The sequence below is a fragment of the Pseudoalteromonas sp. Of11M-6 genome (assembly GCF_022347905.1).
Lineage (GTDB): Bacteria > Pseudomonadota > Gammaproteobacteria > Enterobacterales > Alteromonadaceae > Pseudoalteromonas.
Window position 1 is genome coordinate 40,640 of record NZ_JAKRFW010000014.1, and the last position, 15,792, is coordinate 56,431.

At 44.5% G+C, this 15,792-nt stretch carries 13 protein-coding genes; 9 read left to right on the plus strand and 4 right to left on the minus strand.

Going from position 1 to position 15,792, the window contains the following annotated elements; translation table 11 throughout:
- Positions 1-61 precede the first annotated feature (61 nt).
- Positions 62-2,857 carry a bifunctional [glutamate--ammonia ligase]-adenylyl-L-tyrosine phosphorylase/[glutamate--ammonia-ligase] adenylyltransferase gene (gene glnE, locus MHN32_RS09700; protein WP_239421614.1) on the plus strand — a complete coding sequence of 932 codons (2,796 nt, stop codon included), beginning with the start codon at positions 62-64 and terminating at the stop codon, positions 2,855-2,857.
- Here glnE and MHN32_RS09705 read toward each other — a convergent pair.
- From MHN32_RS09705 to tolC, 3 genes are all read right to left on the minus strand, one after another.
- A complete protein-coding gene (locus MHN32_RS09705; protein WP_017217000.1) occupies positions 2,854-3,462 on the minus strand; it encodes a TcpQ domain-containing protein in 609 nt (202 codons plus the stop codon). The genes glnE and MHN32_RS09705 overlap by 4 nt on opposite strands.
- Before the next feature lie 26 nt (positions 3,463-3,488).
- The gene (lpxL, locus tag MHN32_RS09710; protein WP_010607704.1) at positions 3,489-4,412 is read right to left on the minus strand and encodes an LpxL/LpxP family Kdo(2)-lipid IV(A) lauroyl/palmitoleoyl acyltransferase; all 924 of its coding nucleotides are present in this window, start codon (positions 4,410-4,412) and stop codon (positions 3,489-3,491) included.
- Between the two features lie 105 nt (positions 4,413-4,517).
- Complete coding sequence (gene tolC, locus MHN32_RS09715) at positions 4,518-5,864, minus strand: outer membrane channel protein TolC (protein WP_010607703.1); 1,347 nt, start codon at positions 5,862-5,864, stop codon at positions 4,518-4,520.
- A 247-nt stretch (positions 5,865-6,111) separates the two neighbouring features.
- Between tolC and MHN32_RS09720 the strand changes: the two genes are divergently transcribed.
- The 8 genes from MHN32_RS09720 to MHN32_RS09755 all read left to right on the plus strand — a co-directional run bounded on the left by MHN32_RS09720 (position 6,112) and on the right by MHN32_RS09755 (position 14,802).
- Positions 6,112-6,714, plus strand: a complete 603-nt coding sequence (locus tag MHN32_RS09720; RefSeq protein WP_102056180.1) for an NUDIX domain-containing protein — start codon at positions 6,112-6,114, stop codon at positions 6,712-6,714.
- Positions 6,715-6,736: 22 nt separating this feature from the next.
- The gene (locus tag MHN32_RS09725; protein ID WP_239421615.1) at positions 6,737-7,192 is read left to right on the plus strand and encodes a DUF1249 domain-containing protein; all 456 of its coding nucleotides are present in this window, start codon (positions 6,737-6,739) and stop codon (positions 7,190-7,192) included.
- Positions 7,179-7,955: a metallophosphoesterase gene (locus MHN32_RS09730; protein ID WP_239421616.1), complete on the plus strand. Its 777-nt coding sequence runs from the start codon at positions 7,179-7,181 to the stop codon at positions 7,953-7,955. Before MHN32_RS09725 ends, MHN32_RS09730 begins: the two co-directional genes overlap by 14 nt.
- Complete coding sequence (locus MHN32_RS09735) at positions 7,940-8,503, plus strand: YqiA/YcfP family alpha/beta fold hydrolase (RefSeq protein WP_174170318.1); 564 nt, start codon at positions 7,940-7,942, stop codon at positions 8,501-8,503. Before MHN32_RS09730 ends, MHN32_RS09735 begins: the two co-directional genes overlap by 16 nt.
- Positions 8,504-8,580: 77 nt before the next feature.
- Positions 8,581-10,470, plus strand: a complete 1,890-nt coding sequence (parE, locus tag MHN32_RS09740) for a DNA topoisomerase IV subunit B (RefSeq protein ID WP_017216993.1) — start codon at positions 8,581-8,583, stop codon at positions 10,468-10,470.
- Position 10,471: 1 nt separating this feature from the next.
- Positions 10,472-11,581: a PQQ-dependent sugar dehydrogenase gene (locus MHN32_RS09745; RefSeq protein WP_174170316.1), complete on the plus strand. Its 1,110-nt coding sequence runs from the start codon at positions 10,472-10,474 to the stop codon at positions 11,579-11,581.
- 8 nt (positions 11,582-11,589) lie between these two features.
- Positions 11,590-13,893: a DNA topoisomerase IV subunit A gene (parC, locus tag MHN32_RS09750; protein WP_102056184.1), complete on the plus strand. Its 2,304-nt coding sequence runs from the start codon at positions 11,590-11,592 to the stop codon at positions 13,891-13,893.
- 345 nt (positions 13,894-14,238) lie between these two features.
- Positions 14,239-14,802, plus strand: coding sequence for a phosphoribosyltransferase family protein (locus MHN32_RS09755; protein ID WP_010607696.1), 564 nt, complete (start codon positions 14,239-14,241; stop codon positions 14,800-14,802).
- Between the two features lie 58 nt (positions 14,803-14,860).
- Here MHN32_RS09755 and MHN32_RS09760 read toward each other — a convergent pair whose 3' ends face one another.
- Entirely contained in the window at positions 14,861-15,517 is a 657-nt protein-coding gene (locus MHN32_RS09760) for a Crp/Fnr family transcriptional regulator (RefSeq protein ID WP_010607695.1), read from the minus strand.
- Positions 15,518-15,792: the final 275 nt, after the last annotated feature.

Genomic DNA, 15,792 nt, shown 5'->3' on the forward strand with positions numbered 1-15,792 from the left:
TTTTAGATAGAGTTACTATAACACTGCTCACAAAGAGAGCCAGTCTACCGTGGAGTTTTTTATGTCGGAATTGTTTGTTCAAGCAGCGCTAAATACGCTTGCTCAAGAGCGTTACCAAATGATTTATGGTGATGCGCCGATGGAGCCCAAACTGGCACGGTTACTGGCGCTGAGTGATTTTGCCGAGCGTACGCTTACACGATTTCCTGAGTGGGGAGCTTGGCTGCTCGATGAATCGCAGATGCAAATGCGCGACTGTCCTGATGTGTTTGACTTCTCCGCGCCATTGGTTGAAGAAAAACAAGCTTGGCAGCAGCTGCGTCACTATCGCTTAAAGTATTGGCTTAAAGTGATGTGGCTGGATTTGGTTGCAGGCAATGAGATTGATGACAGTATTCGCTATATTTCGCAGCTGTCCGATACCTTGATTTCAAATGCGTACCGATGGGCGTACTTAAGCGTAGAAGCGCAATCAGGCTCACCAAAAGATGAGGCTGGTAACTCGATACCTATGACGGTATTAGGCATGGGAAAGCTTGGTGGTAAGGAGCTGAATTTTTCCTCCGATATCGATTTGATCTTTGCCTATCCACGAAGTGTCGACACATCCGGTGGCCGGCGTAGTATTGAGGCGCAAGTTTTTTACACTAGAGTGGCACAAAAACTTATTTCAGCGCTTAATCAAGTTACCATTGATGGCCAAGTATTCAGAGTCGATATGCGTTTAAGACCATTTGGGGATAGTGGTCCTTTGGTAATGAGCTATGCCGCGATGGAAGATTATTACCAAGATCAAGGTCGAGAATGGGAGCGCTATGCGATGTTAAAGGCGCGGCCAATTGGTGAGCCGTCGCCGTATTGGCAAGAGTTTTACGACCTAATTCGGCCGTTCGTCTATCGCCGTTATATCGACTTTTCTGTGATAGATTCACTGCGAAAGATGAAAAACATGATTGCCCAAGAGGTGAGACGCAAAGGCTTAACGAATAACATAAAGCTGGGCGCTGGTGGCATTCGAGAAGTAGAGTTTATTGTGCAGGCTTTGCAACTGATACGCGGCGGTCGCGAAACGCCATTACAAACCCCTTCATTGTTACAGGCATTAGAAGAGCTTGAAACGCTTGATATTGTCCCTGTCGAGGTCAAAAACCGTCTGTATGAGAACTATTTAGTGCTGCGTAAAGTTGAGCAATATCTACAAGCATTTGACGACAAACAAACGCAAACTTTACCCGACAACAACTTAGATTGTCTGCGCCTGAGCCACTTATTGCGATGTAACGATTACGCCGAAGTCGAGCAAATGCTAAAGGTTGTGACGCAGCATATCCGGGCTGAGTTTAGCCAAGTCATTGGTGAACCGCCTGAAGAAGAATTAGATGAAGACGATAGCGCGGTTTACGCGTGGCAAACGGGAGAAATTGCTCAGCTAGGCCAGTGCCGAGCTGCACCGTGTTTTGAGACTTGGCAAACTGACTTGATGGAGTTTAAACAAGGGCTAAGTAAAAAGCAGGCGGGCACTCGTGGTCGCGATATTCTCGATAAGTTAATGCCAGCCTTGCTACGAGAGCTTAGTAAACAAAACATGGAGCCGGCGCTTGCTCGCGTGCTCAGTGTGATCAATCAAGTAGCGTCTCGTACTGCATATTTGGAGCTACTTTACGAAAATCACGGTGCGTTGACTCAACTTATCAAGCTTTGTTGTCATAGCGCGTGGATTGCTGAGCATATTGCGAAATACCCGATCCTCCTTGATGAGCTTATCGACCCACAAACTCTCTACAAACCTTTGCCATTAACGTCCTATAAAAACGAGATCCAGCAAGCATTTTTACGTATAGATGAGCAAGATGTTGAGCTACAGATGGAAGCGCTGCGACAATTTAAACAAACGCATCAGCTAAAAGTCGCGGCTGCAGACGCCACTGGCGTGTTGGATATTATGAAGGTGAGCGATCATCTAACTGCGCTTGCTGAGGCGATTATCGCAAAAGCCGTCGATATTGCTTGGGGGCATATGGTGGCGCGTTTTGGTGCGCCTGAAGGTGCAACAATAGAAGAAAAAGGCTTTGCTGTAATAGCGTATGGCAAGGCTGGGGGATATGAGCTCGGTTACAACTCAGATCTAGACTTAGTGTTTGTGCATAATCGTGACGGCGAAAGCCAAACTCAGGGTGATAAAGCTATCTCTTCAAGACAGTTTTATATGAAGCTGGCACAGCGTTTAATGCATTTGTTCAATACCAAAACGCTCTCTGGCATGCTTTACGAATTAGATACTCGACTTCGCCCTGAAGGAAACTCGGGCTTACTCGCTATCAATCTAGAAAGCTTTTACCAATACCAGTTAGAGCAAGCTTGGACATGGGAGCATCAGGCGCTAGTGAGAGCTCGTATGGTGTTAGGTGAGTCGAAAATGGCCGCACGATTTGAGGAAATACGTCATGCAATACTAATGCAGCAGCGAGACGTGCCTAAATTAGCGGAAGATGTTCGCAATATGCGTGAAAAAATGCGAGCCCACCTTAACCAAGATAGTGACAGTCACTTTGACTTAAAGCAGGGAATTGGCGGCATGACGGATATTGAATTTATCAGTCAGTACATTGTGTTACGATATAGCAGTCAGTATCCAGCACTTTGTACTTATCCAGATAATATACGTATTTTAGAGCAAGCGGGTGAAGTTGAAGTGATTGATAGTGATGAAATGAAGCACTTAATCTCTGCATATTGTTTGTTTAGAGATCAATATCATTTTAATAGCTTAAACCAATTAGGTAGGGTTGTTGGGCGTGAAGCGTTTGATCAACACGCACAACAAGTCACTCAAGTTTGGCAGCGGGTACTTGCTTAACCCGCTAGCTTACGGCAGTTTTCACGTACATAGATTGGTGGGTTTTCGGTGATAACCGCAGCACGCTCTCGCGGGCAGAAAAATGTGTAGACTTGAAATTCAAAGTCGTCGTTTATCGCCGTTCCAACCTGATAGAGTGCAGAAACAAAGTCAGTATCGAGACGGAAGTTATACTTCACCACATAGTCACGCTCTAGATACCAAAACAGTTCCACACCTTCTTCTTTGGCTTGCTTTGTAAGTACATCTTTTAAAGTATCGCCTGTGTCAAAGCGTCTTGGTTGTTTTTCACCGGTCCATTTAGGGTTAGATGGTTTAACTGCGAGCGCTCTTTGTGCTAGCGCATCGTCAAGCGGATAGGTGGGCTTTCCGAGTGTGATAACATACTTTTCACGATCGGTATCACGATTGCTCATGCTATTTCGAAAGCTTTCGTAAAATTGCGACAGGCCTTGCGCTGCAACATTGGTGGTTTCCCTAAAGTTCATATCTTTAGAGGCACCAAAAAGAAAATAGTAGGCAGCCCAAATGAGTAACACACCTAGTGATAGGTGTTTAGTCCAAAACCAGATTGACGATAATTTATTTTTTTTCTTCTTAGCCATTTCAAACTACTCCAAGACTCTAGGCCCTAATAAAACGAAGGTGCCTTTTCATCAGGTCGCGTTTTAAAGCGACGATGCACCCACATATATTGATCCGGCGCACAATTGATTGCTTGCTCCATTCTCTCGTTGACGCGAGTAACATCTGCAAGATCATTGCCACTTGGGAATGCTTCTAAAATAGGTTGTATGTCTAAATGATACATCCCTTTTGCGTCTCTCGTACAGTGTAAGCTTAAAGTCTCAGCCTTTTTGCTTGAAGAAAATAATAAAGTACCAGTTGTTGTTGCTGCATCAGGAACCGCAAAGAAAGGGGCAAACTCACAGCGCTTGCGGCCATAATCTTGATCTGGCAAGTAATAACACACGCGTTTGCTTGAGAGTGTTTTCAATAAGCCTTTGACGTCTCGCTTAGTGACTAAATACTCATTTGAGCGTAGTCGCCCACGGGTCATAAAAAACTCCATAAGTGGATTATTGTGTGGGCGATAAAAGCCAACACCTTGCACTTTTGTGCCTAGCACTCGGCTTGCCATCTCAAGATGCAACATATGGGGAACCAGCATAAGTACCCCTTTTCCTTGCTTTTGCACGGCTTCAATATGCTCTAATCCCTTAATAGAGCCCACTACTTGATTGATGCGCCACTCTGGCCACCACCATGCCATCCCCGTTTCAAGAGTTGCTATGCCGGTATTTTCCATATTTTTTAGTAGCATAGCTTTGTGTTCTGCTTCACTTAGCTGTGGAAAGCAAAGTTTCAAATTGACATCAGCAATATGACGGCGGCGTTTCATATATTTATGAACTAGACGTCCAAGGCCTCTACCCAGTGTAAATTGAACACCTTGTGGGAGCCATGAGATCAAATACAGGGCGAAAACACCAAGCCAAGTCAGCCAAAATTTAGGTGCTAAGAATGACCATCTGAAAGGTGAGTGAGTAACCAAAGTAATATACCTGAGACTTAATTGAAGAGGCTAGTTTATCTATATTGCTGTAAAAATACAAAAAGCCAGCATAGCTGGCCTTTTCAGAGGTGATAATCGAAGTACTTAGCCTTCAATCAAACCTTGGTTAATTGCTTCAAGATCGGTACGAGATAGTGTACCTGCTGCTTGTTTTAAGCGTAGCGATGATAGTACGTAGCGATAACGGATATCAGCTAGGTTACGTTTCGCGTTATACAGGTTTTGCGTGCTGACTAGTACGTCAACGATGGTACGAGTACCTACATCAAAACCCGCTTCAGTTGCTTGTAATGCACTTTCTGCTGAAACAACCGCTTGCTCTAGCGCACGGTAAGTTGCAACGTCTGAAACCACTTGGTTATAAGACGTGATCACTGATCGTGTCATGTTACGCATTGCCGCTTCCATATCTTCGCTGCTAGCAACAAAGTTTGCGCGAGCTTGATCTGTTGCTGCAACTGTACGGCCACCTGTGTAAATTGGTACGTCTAACGTTAAGCCTACCGAAGTTCTGTCGCTACGTGGTGCATGTTGTCTACCTGCACTGTCAGCTAAAGAATCAGAGTAAGTAGCGTTTAAGTTTAGTGTTGGGTAATGCCCAGATTGAGCTAAATCAATTTGATCTTTTGCGATGTCTACCGCAGATTTTGCAACTTGAAGGTCTAAATTCTTCGCTTTTGCAATTTCGATAAAATCGTTCGTATTCTGCGTAGGCTTAACTGTTGAGAACTTTTCAGTGTTTAACTTATCTAGCTTAGCGTGGTACTTACCAGTAATCGTACGTAATGTTTCACGTGCTGTTTCAACTGCATTACTTGCTATGATTTCGTCTGCAACTGCACGGTCAAATTGTGCTCTTGCTTCATGCACGTCTGTAATTGCTGTCAAACCTACTTCGTAGCGCTGTTTTGTCTGCTCTAGTTGACGTTCAATAGCGCGCTTCTCGGCTTGTACAAACTCTAGGCTATCTAACGCACTTAGTACATTAAAGTAACCTTCAGCGATACGGACAATCAAAGTTTGCTTTTGCTGCTCATATTGAGTCGATGCTTGCATTGCACGTTTTTCTGCAATTGAAAGACCCTGCCAAGATGCCATATCAAAAATGGTTTGGCTTAGAGAGATTGAACGCTGAAAGGTGTCAGTGTCAGACTCAAACATGGTGTAGCCTGTCGAGTCATTTTGCTGGCTCGATGGACCTTCAGAGTTAACGTCTGTATAACTCATTTGAAAGCCAAGCTGAGGTAGCAATACGCCTAATGCTTGGTCTTGTGCATATTTTTGCGCATCAGCCTGCGCTTTAGCCTTTAATACGGTAGGATCGTTAGCCGTTGCAATGTCGTATACTTGCAGTAGGTCTTCCGCGTGGGACAGGCTGCTTGAAAGTGCGCACGACAACCCAACAACTAATGATAGTAGAGTTTTTTTCATTTTTCGCTCAGTCCTTAGACAATTTTTATACTGTCAGCATGTTACCTTGTTTTTGCGGCCCAATTAAAGACCAAATGCGTAAAACATCGCCAACAAGTGTAACAGAATATATTAATACCACTTGGGTATTGTAAAGTGGAAAAAGTTAAAGGTAAACGACTTCGTTTACTTATTCAGGTATGACCCTACTATAAGGGCGATTGGTTAGCTTTTAAACCGTTGCTATTAAAAAACACAGGATTATTTTATGAAACCTTTGAGTCAGTTCAACAAAGTCGACGTCAATGTTTCTTCAATAGAAACAATCTTCAATGGTTTTTTTACCATTCACAAGTACCAATTTACCCATGCCTTATTTAATGGCGGTGTATCAGAGCTGATAACTCGCGAGATATTAGAGCGTGGTCATGCGGTTGCAATATTGCCGTATGATCCTGTTACAGACAGTGTGTTGCTTATTGAGCAAATTCGCATTGGAGCGTTGGCTTCAAGACACTCTCCTTGGCTTTTGGAATGCATTGCAGGGATGGCAGAAGGGAGCGAAGACTATGAGAGTGTTGCAAGAAAAGAAGCCAAAGAAGAAGCTGGACTTGAGCTTGATAAGCTCATTTATATGCGCTCTTATTTATCAAGCCCAGGTGGTACAACAGAGCGACTATATTTGTATCTAGCGCTTGCTGATTTATCTAAAGCGAGTGGGGTTTATGGACTGGCTGAAGAAGGTGAAGATATTAAAGTGCATGTGATGCCACTTGATGAAGCCCTTGCACGTCTTGATAATGAGGAAATCGATAACGCTGCCACTGTTATTAGTCTACAATGGTTGGCATTAAATAAAGCGCGGATATAGAAGCAGTTTAGGAGTCGTATTTTTGTCACAAGTGCTGAGCTCAAAGCAGTATATTCAATCTCTGCCCCGTTACATCACGCTGTGCGAACGTAATTATTTACGGGCGCTAAAATTGCTACCTGAAGAAGTGGTCGGTGAGAGTCGAGTGATTGACTTAGCCTCTGCGCGATACAGTTTGAGCGTAGCTGGAGTCAGTAAATACACAACGGACATTCACATCGAGCAGATGGCGACAGTAAGCGCCCATTTGCCACACTTTTCGTTGTCTGTGCGCCTCTACCATGATGCTAAAGTGGCTGAAGTAATTCACCGTGATTATCATCGTCGAATAAAGCCATCCTATGGTTACCCAAATCCTGATATGTACCAAAAAGATGAAAAGTATCAAATAAATGCGTTTTTAGCTGATTGGCTTATGGTGTGTTTAGAAAAAGGCCGCGTGCATTTAAACTGGGATGTAAACAATGGCTTGGTTTGATCTCGAGCTGCAATTCGATAAAGCGCAAATTCGTATTGGTCATTTTACGGATTGCCATTTGTTTGCCACGCCCTCTGGGGAATATTTTGCGGTAAATACCGCCGCTAACCTTGAACGCACTTTCGCCGCGATGGCAAAAGAGCATTTCGATTGTGTGGTGTTTGGCGGTGATTTAACACAAGATCACAGTGCGGCTTCTTATCATGAGTTTGCTCGTATAGTGAGGGAGAGTGAGTTGCAATGTCCGGTGCTTTGGGTGCCGGGTAACCACGACGAGCTAGCTTTACTCGAAGAAATAAGTGCTGGGCAAATCGTCCGTCATAAATGCATCACAGGTCCGTTTGGGCAGGTGTTACTGTTAAACTCAAAGGGTGAAACACCCGCCGGATGGTGTGCTAAGTCACATTTAGGTGCGCTCAAAGACAAGCTTAACAATAATATCAACAACAATACGATTGTTTTTGCTCACCACCATCCTAGGCCGATAGATGGCTATTTAGATAAACATATGCTCGAAAATGGTCCTGCACTGTTAAACCTGTTGGTGGATTCAGAGCAAGTCTTAGGGCTATTTCATGGTCATGTGCATAATGAATATCAACAACAATTTCGCACTTTACCTATCTACGCTACGCCTGCAACATCAATCCAATTTGATAAGCACACAAAGGACTGGTATCAGTCTGATTTGGGTCCCGCTTATCGTGTCATCGTATTTAGTAAAAGCGCTATAACAACAGAGGTAAAATGGCTCGGAAAGTAGTTTATATTCACGGCTTTAATAGCTCTGAGCTATCCTATAAAGCGACGGCGTTTGGTGAATATATGATGGATAAACAAACGCCATACCTTGTCCCAAGACTACATTATGACCCGAGAGTCGCATTGGCACAGTTGGATAGCGTCATTGATTCTGATACTGTGTTGTTAGGTAGCTCGTTAGGCGGCTATTACGCCACCTACTTTTCGCAACATCTTGGCTGTAAAGCGGTGGTGATAAACCCTGCAGTTAGGCCTTTTTCATTATTAAATGACTACCTTGGACCACAATACAATCCTTATCAGGACTGTCATTATGAGCTGCAGTATGAACATATTGATGCGTTAAAATCCATGTATGTCGAGCAGCTGAGTAATCCAGAAAACTTGCTATTATTGCAACAAACGGGCGACGAGGTGCTGCCTTTTGCAGAGGCGGTGCGTTATTATAGTCATTGTCGTCAAATTATTGAGTTTGGTGGGGATCATAGCTTTGTTGAATTTCCACGCTATTTTGACACCATCACCAAATTTTTAACTATCAAAAATTAGAATTTATGCACAAAGCTCTGCTCAAAACTGTATGTTGTGCATATACTAGCGGATAAAAAGATAACTAGAACTAGCCTATGAGTCAGCAAAACTATAATGCCGAAGCTATTGAGGTACTCAATGGCTTAGAGCCAGTTAAGCGCCGTCCTGGCATGTATACCGATACCACCAGACCTAATCATTTAGGCCAAGAGGTTATCGATAACAGTGTCGATGAAGCCTTAGCCGGACATGCCACCAAGATCGACGTGATCTTGCATGAAGACAACTCCTTTGAAGTCATTGATGACGGTCGAGGAATGCCTGTGGATATTCACCCAGAAGAGGGCGTGCCTGGGGTTGAATTGATCCTGACCAAACTTCATGCCGGGGGCAAGTTTTCCAATAAAAACTACCAGTTCTCCGGTGGTCTTCATGGGGTGGGTATATCGGTTGTTAATGCCTTGTCGACTCGGGTCGAAATTACCGTTAAACGCGATGCGCAAATCTATGAAATGGCATTTGAAAACGGCGATAAAGTCGAAGACTTAAGAGTGACCGGCAGCGTTGGTAAGCGTAATACCGGCACCTCAGTACACTTTTGGCCCGACGCGAGTTATTTTGACTCAGCTAACTTCTCAATTACTAAGTTAAACCACTTGCTCAAAGCTAAGGCTGTATTGTGTCCAGGGCTTAGAATTCGTTTTGTAAATAAACAGACGAAAGAAACGCAAGAATGGCACTACGAGGCAGGTCTTGAGGATTACCTAAAAGACAGCGCTGAAGGCTACGAAGTGCTGCCGAAATCCCCATTTACAGGCAGTTTCAGTGGCTCAACCGAAGGGGTTGATTGGGCGCTTCATTGGTTGCCTGAGGGCGGCGAATCCATCGCTGAAAGCTACGTAAACCTTATTCCAACGGCACAAGGTGGAACCCATGTAAATGGGTTACGCCAGGGCTTACTTGAAGCGATGCGTGAGTTTTGTGAATTCAGAAACCTGATCCCGCGTGGCGTGAAACTGACGCCTGATGATGTTTGGGACCGCTGTAGTTATGTCTTGTCGGTTAAAATGCAAGACCCACAATTTGCCGGTCAAACTAAAGAAAAGCTGTCATCACGTTCGTGCGCTACCTTTGTGTCTGGCATTGTCAAAGACGCCTTTAGTTTATGGTTAAATGAACACACTGAAACTGCAGAGTTACTTGCTGAACTGTGTATTAGCAATGCGCAAAAACGTTTGCGTGCTGCGAAAAAAGTGGTTCGTAAAAAAGTCACTTCGGGTCCTGCTTTACCGGGTAAATTAACCGATTGTTCTGGAAGTGAAACTGAACGCTCAGAAATCTTTTTGGTGGAAGGGGACTCAGCAGGTGGCTCAGCAAAACAAGCACGAGACCGTGAGTTTCAAGCAATCATGCCGCTGCGCGGTAAAATCCTAAATACCTGGGAAGTGGAATCTGGACAGATCTTAGCCTCACAAGAAGTACATGATATTTCTGTTGCCTTAGGTATTGACCCAGACTCTGAAGATTTATCAGGTTTGCGCTATGGCAAAGTATGTATCCTCGCGGATGCGGATTCTGACGGACTTCACATTGCAACTTTATTATGCGCACTCTTTGTGAAGCACTTCCCAGAGCTTGTTCGTAAGGGCCATGTTTTTGTTGCCATGCCGCCGCTATTTCGTATTGATGTTGGTAAAGAAGTTTACTACGCCCTTGATGAAGATGAGAAAAAGGGCATATTAGATCGTATTGAGGCCGAAAAGAAACGCGGTAAAGTCAACGTACAGCGCTTTAAAGGGTTGGGTGAAATGAACCCGTTACAATTGCGTGAAACCACCATGGATCCAAATACTAGACGTTTAGTTCAGCTGACATTAGATGAGCCTGAACAAACCCTCGAAATGATGGATATGCTGTTAGCTAAAAAGCGCTCTGGCGACCGTAAAATTTGGCTTGAGCAGCACGGAGATAAGGCAGAGGTTTAACATGAAAATACATAGTAAATTGACCACGGTAGCGACGACGCTGGCAGTAGCGTTATTAAGCTCACCTGCGCTGGCAAATGATATGCTTTCGCGCCTTTCAGTACCTAAAGGGTATGAGCTGAGCTATTTTGCGAAAGATGTTGAAAATGCGAGACAAATGGCGGTGGGCAAAGATGGCACTGTGTATGTTGGCTCTCGTAAAGCGGGTAAAGTTCACGCACTCATTGACAACAACCGTGATGGCGTAGCCGACAAGAAAATCTTGGTTGCAGAAGGGCTGAATATGCCCTCCGGTATCGCCCTAAAAGACGGTGACTTATATGTTGCTGAAGTTGAGCGTATTGTGCGTTTTAAGCAAATCGCAAAAAACCTCAAGGCACCGGTAAAAGAAGTGGTGTTCGATGATTTGCCTGACAAACGTCACCACGGCTGGAAGTACCTGACAGTATCGCCGGAAGGCGAACTGATCATTCCAGTTGGCGTGCCTTGTAATATTTGTGCCGAAGACCCTAAGTTTGGCCGTATATTTTCACTAAATCTTGAGACGAAAAAGCTTTCGACGATTGCCAAAGGCGTGCGTAACTCAGTGGGTTTTGATTATCACCCAGTAACTGGAAAGTTATGGTTCAGCGACAACGGTCGTGACATGATGGGAGATGACATTCCACCATGTGAAATCAACCGTGTTGACGAAATTGGTCAGCATTTTGGCTTCCCCTATGTTCATGGCGGCAGCGTGCTAGACCCTGAATTTGGCGAGGGTAAATCGGTGACTGACTACGCCATGCCAGCACTTGCACTACAAGCGCACGTTGCACCGCTGGGCATTCACTTTTACCGTGGCGAGCAATTTCCAAAGGCAATGAAGCATCAGCTTTTTGTTGCTGAACATGGTTCTTGGAACCGCAGCAAAAAAGTGGGCTATCGAGTAATGCGAGCAAATGTGCAAGATGGCCAAATTAGAGGCTATGAGCCTTTCCTTACCGGCTTTATGGAAAACGAAACAACCCATGGTCGACCAGCCGCAATTGCAGAACTCGACGACGGTAGCCTGCTCGTTTCCGATGATTACGCCAATGCGATATATCGCATCAGCTACAACAACAAGTAAGGTGTAACATGACAGATCCTCAAGCCTTGTCCTTGCAAGGCATTGAACAACTTCCGATGGGGCGTTTTACTGAAGATGCCTATCTGAACTATTCCATGTATGTGATCATGGATAGGGCGTTACCACATATTGGTGACGGCCTGAAGCCTGTACAACGTCGTATTGTATATGCGATGAGTGAGCTGGGCTTATCTGCTCAAGCAAAATACAAAAAATCTGCCCGTACCGTTGGTGACGTACTGGGTAAATATCACCCTCATGGCGACAGTGCTTGTTATGAGGCCATGGTACTCATGGCGCAGCCGTTTTCTTATCGCTATCCGCTGGTGGATGGCCAAGGTAACTGGGGTGCTGCGGATGATCCTAAATCATTTGCTGCGATGCGTTATACTGAGGCGCGTTTATCTAAGTTCTCAGAAGTACTGCTGAAAGAGCTTGGCCAAGGTACGGTCGATTGGACCGCTAACTTTGATGGCACCTTAGATGAGCCGCAAGTGTTACCCGCGCGTTTACCACATATCTTGCTGAATGGGGTGACGGGTATTGCGGTGGGGATGGCAACCGATATTCCGCCGCATAACGTACGTGAAGTTGCTGAAGCTTGTTGTTTGTTATTGGATAAGCCTAAAACCGAACTAGAAGAAATTCTAGAATTGGTCAAAGCGCCAGACTATCCAACCGATGCGGAAATCATTACGCCGCAAGAAGAGATCAAAAAGCTTTACACCACAGGTCGTGGCTCAATCAAGATGCGTGCTGTGTACACCGAAGAGCAAGGCGAAGTGGTGATCACCGCGTTGCCACATCAATGTTCGGGTGCCAAGGTGCTAGAGCAGATAGCAGCACAAATGACAGCGAAGAAACTCCCTATGGTAGCGGATTTACGTGACGAATCGGATCATGAAAATCCGACGCGTATCGTCATCGTACCGCGCTCAAATCGAGTTAAGGTCGAGCCATTAATGGCGCACCTATTTGCCACGACGGATCTTGAAAAGAACTACCGTGTTAACATCAATATGATTGGTTTAGACGGGCGTCCACAAGTTAAAGACTTGCGTCAGATTTTATCTGAGTGGTTAGTATTCCGTCGTGAAACGGTGCGTAGACGTTTGCAGTATCGTTTAGACAAAGTGCTTGCGCGTTTGCATATTCTTGAAGGTTTGATGATTGCATTTTTGAATATCGATGAAGTCATCGAAATCATTCGCAACGAAGACAAACCAAAAGAAGAGTTAATAGCGCGTTTTGGTCTTTCAGATAAGCAGGCAGAAGCAATTCTAGACCTGAAATTACGCCACCTTGCAAAGCTTGAAGAAATGAAGATCCGTGGTGAGCAGGATGAGCTTGAAAAAGAGCGTGATGGATTGGAAAAAACCTTAGGCTCTGAGCGTCGTATGTCGACGTTGATGAAAAAAGAAATCCAAGAAGCTGCTGAATTGTATGGCGATGATAGACGCTCACCGGTAGTTGAGCGTGGTGAAGCCAAAGCGCTTAGCGAAAAAGATTTGATCCCATCAGAGTCTGTAACTGTTGTGCTATCTGAAAAAGGCTGGGCGCGTTTTGCAAAGGGCCATGATATCGATGCCGAAGGGCTAAGCTACCGCTCAGGAGACTGTTATAAAGCCTCTGCGAAAGGCAAGAGTAATCAGCCTGCGGTGTTCTTAGATACTTCAGGGCGAGCCTTTGCAACCGATGCGCATAGCTTACCTTCAGCCCGGAGTCAGGGTGAACCGATGACGGGACGCTTTAACTTAGCGTCAGGATGTAACTTTGAACATGTGGTCATGGGCGAAGAGAAATCGACTTATCTGATGGCGACCGATGGCGGTTACGGTTTTATCAGTGACTTTGCTGATATGGTGAGCAAAAACAAAAATGGTAAAGCGTTCGTTAGCGTGCCAAAAGGTGCGCATTTGATGGCTCCTATCCAGGTATTTGATGTTGCCACCGATATGTGTATGGCGATTTCGAGCGAAGGCAGAATGCTGCTATTCCCATTACGTGATTTACCTAAGCTTGGTAAAGGTAAGGGGAATAAGATTATCTCTATCCCTAGCGCGAAAGTGCAAAGCCGCGAAGAGTTTGTCAAAGTGTTAGCGGTAGTACCTGAAGGCGTTTCTGTTACCTTACATGCAGGTAAGCGCAAGCTAACCTTAAAGCCGAGTGATTTAGAGCACTATTACGGTGAGCGAGGGCGCAGAGGTAATAAGTTACCGCGCGGATTACAGCGCGTAGATAGCTATGATCTGGAGCACAATGGTGTTGAGACACCAGAAGACAATGACGCCAGCGTAGATACCGAAGAATAACCGATACAGGCCGCCCACCGCGGCCTTATTTTTATCTGTTGAAAACCATCGCGAGGTGAACTCGCTGCCACCAAATTAACCACTCCGTGTAGGTGTCTGTTCACCCATTGAACTTTGCGTAGGAGCCGGTTCACCCGGCGATCCTTAACTTTAGAATATGGCTCCTCAAATCAAAAAATGAAAATAAAAAGACACTATTATTGCAGCATTTTATTGCGCTTTACGTTAAAATATTCGGTTATACCAATTACACAAGTGCCTATGGCTTGCAAACAATTGTAATTGGTATCAATTGGCAGCGCTTGCTGCTTGTCACCATCACACGGGCTTCCTAACGGGGTATTTATGTCAGATAAGTGCTATATCACAGCGCAACAATTGCTAGAAGATTCATTTCGCTTAGCCGCTAAAGTTTATGAAGACGGGTTTAGACCTGACTTTATTATCGGTATTTGGCGTGGTGGTGCGCCTATTGGTATCGCAGTTCAAGAATACTACGATTACAAAGGTATAGAGACTGATCATATCGCAGTACGTACTTCTTCTTACTATGGCATTGGTAAGCAATCTAAAGAAATCAAAGTTCACGGTTTGCATTACATTGTTGAAAATGCAAACGCTGACGATTCATTACTAATCGTTGATGACGTGTTTGATTCTGGCCGCAGTATTTTTGCGTTGAAAGAAAAGCTTGCAGAGTTAATGCGCCTGAACTTGCCTCGCGATATTCGTGTTGCTTGCCCATACTACAAGCCAGCAAACAAAAAAGTACCAATGACACCAGATTATTTTATTCATGAGTCTGATGAGTGGTTGGTATTCCCTCACGAGCTGTCAGGTTTAACACCGGAAGAATTAGTGGAAGGAAAGTCTGACTTAGCAAATATTAAACACCTATTTGCAAAATAAGTTAATCAGTACTCAAGGGCGAGAAAGTACTCGCCCTAGTTATTCTAACCGCGAAAAATTAAGCTTGCGCGAAGCTATCAACAAAATCCTCAAGCGCGTCAACATCGACTGGCTTTAAGCCTTCACTACTACGTACTATCAAGCCCTTTTCTACCAATTCACTTACCACCCGACGATATGCACGCTCAGTGGTCGCAAATCTTTCGGCTTCAGCACTTACCGTTGAATAGGCACGAAGTAATGTTGGATTCGAATTCTCGGCACGTAATAAGCAGTCTTTAGCAATGTTGTAGCTCAGCGGCAACAGCAACTTGTCTAAGTTTATCTTTTGGTTTTCAGTAAACTTAGCAGCGATGGTTTGCGCGGTATATAGGCTCAGCTCCGGCTGCTCAAGCAGTAATTTTCGCCAATATTTTAGCTCAATGAGGTGATAGGTTACATCGCTCAAGCAAGTCACGGTATAAATACAAGGCTGATGATTCAGCGCTTCGATTTCGCCAATTAGCGTGTTGTTACAGTCCAGTTGTCCGAGTAATAGACGACGACCGTTACCGACATCATAACTAAAAGACACAGTGCCACTGGTCACCAATATGAGTTTACTCAATGGTTCATCTTGGTGGATCAAGACTTCTTTTTTGCTGTGCTGAAAACTATTACCAGCAAAAGCGAGTAACTGTTCGACCAAATTGGTTGAAAAATGATATTGAAACATCTAGATGGCTCTTCGGACAAATGTCCTATTTATTAAACTATAATGACGTTAGCATGAATTTTTCAGTTTTACGCTAACTCACACCGTTTAAGTAGTATCGGTTTTATCTCAGCGCTGTGGCGAAGAATTTAATAAACGATATTACCATTAAACCCCCACTTCCCGTGTTAGAGCTAATTTATTGGTGCTAATTTCTAGGGGCTTGTGGGTTAGCCTTTTTATTCTGCTCGATACGTAAATTCGAGCATAAACTATATGCTAACGCAACTTAGGGG

Excerpts from the sequence above, each read along its gene's own strand:
- MHN32_RS09730 (WP_239421616.1), top strand. The coding sequence starts at position 7,179 with ATGGCTTGGTTTGATCTCGAGCTGCAATTCGATAAAGCGCAAATTCGT.
- MHN32_RS09735 (WP_174170318.1), top strand. The coding sequence starts at position 7,940 with ATGGCTCGGAAAGTAGTTTATATTCACGGCTTTAATAGCTCTGAGCTA.
- MHN32_RS09745 (WP_174170316.1), top strand. The coding sequence starts at position 10,472 with ATGAAAATACATAGTAAATTGACCACGGTAGCGACGACGCTGGCAGTA.
- tolC (WP_010607703.1), bottom strand. The coding sequence starts at position 5,864 with ATGAAAAAAACTCTACTATCATTAGTTGTTGGGTTGTCGTGCGCACTT.
- MHN32_RS09760 (WP_010607695.1), bottom strand. The coding sequence starts at position 15,517 with ATGTTTCAATATCATTTTTCAACCAATTTGGTCGAACAGTTACTCGCT.
- parE (WP_017216993.1), top strand. The coding sequence starts at position 8,581 with ATGAGTCAGCAAAACTATAATGCCGAAGCTATTGAGGTACTCAATGGC.
- MHN32_RS09720 (WP_102056180.1), top strand. The coding sequence starts at position 6,112 with ATGAAACCTTTGAGTCAGTTCAACAAAGTCGACGTCAATGTTTCTTCA.
- parC (WP_102056184.1), top strand. The coding sequence starts at position 11,590 with ATGACAGATCCTCAAGCCTTGTCCTTGCAAGGCATTGAACAACTTCCG.
- MHN32_RS09755 (WP_010607696.1), top strand. The coding sequence starts at position 14,239 with ATGTCAGATAAGTGCTATATCACAGCGCAACAATTGCTAGAAGATTCA.
- glnE (WP_239421614.1), top strand. The coding sequence starts at position 62 with ATGTCGGAATTGTTTGTTCAAGCAGCGCTAAATACGCTTGCTCAAGAG.
- MHN32_RS09705 (WP_017217000.1), bottom strand. The coding sequence starts at position 3,462 with ATGGCTAAGAAGAAAAAAAATAAATTATCGTCAATCTGGTTTTGGACT.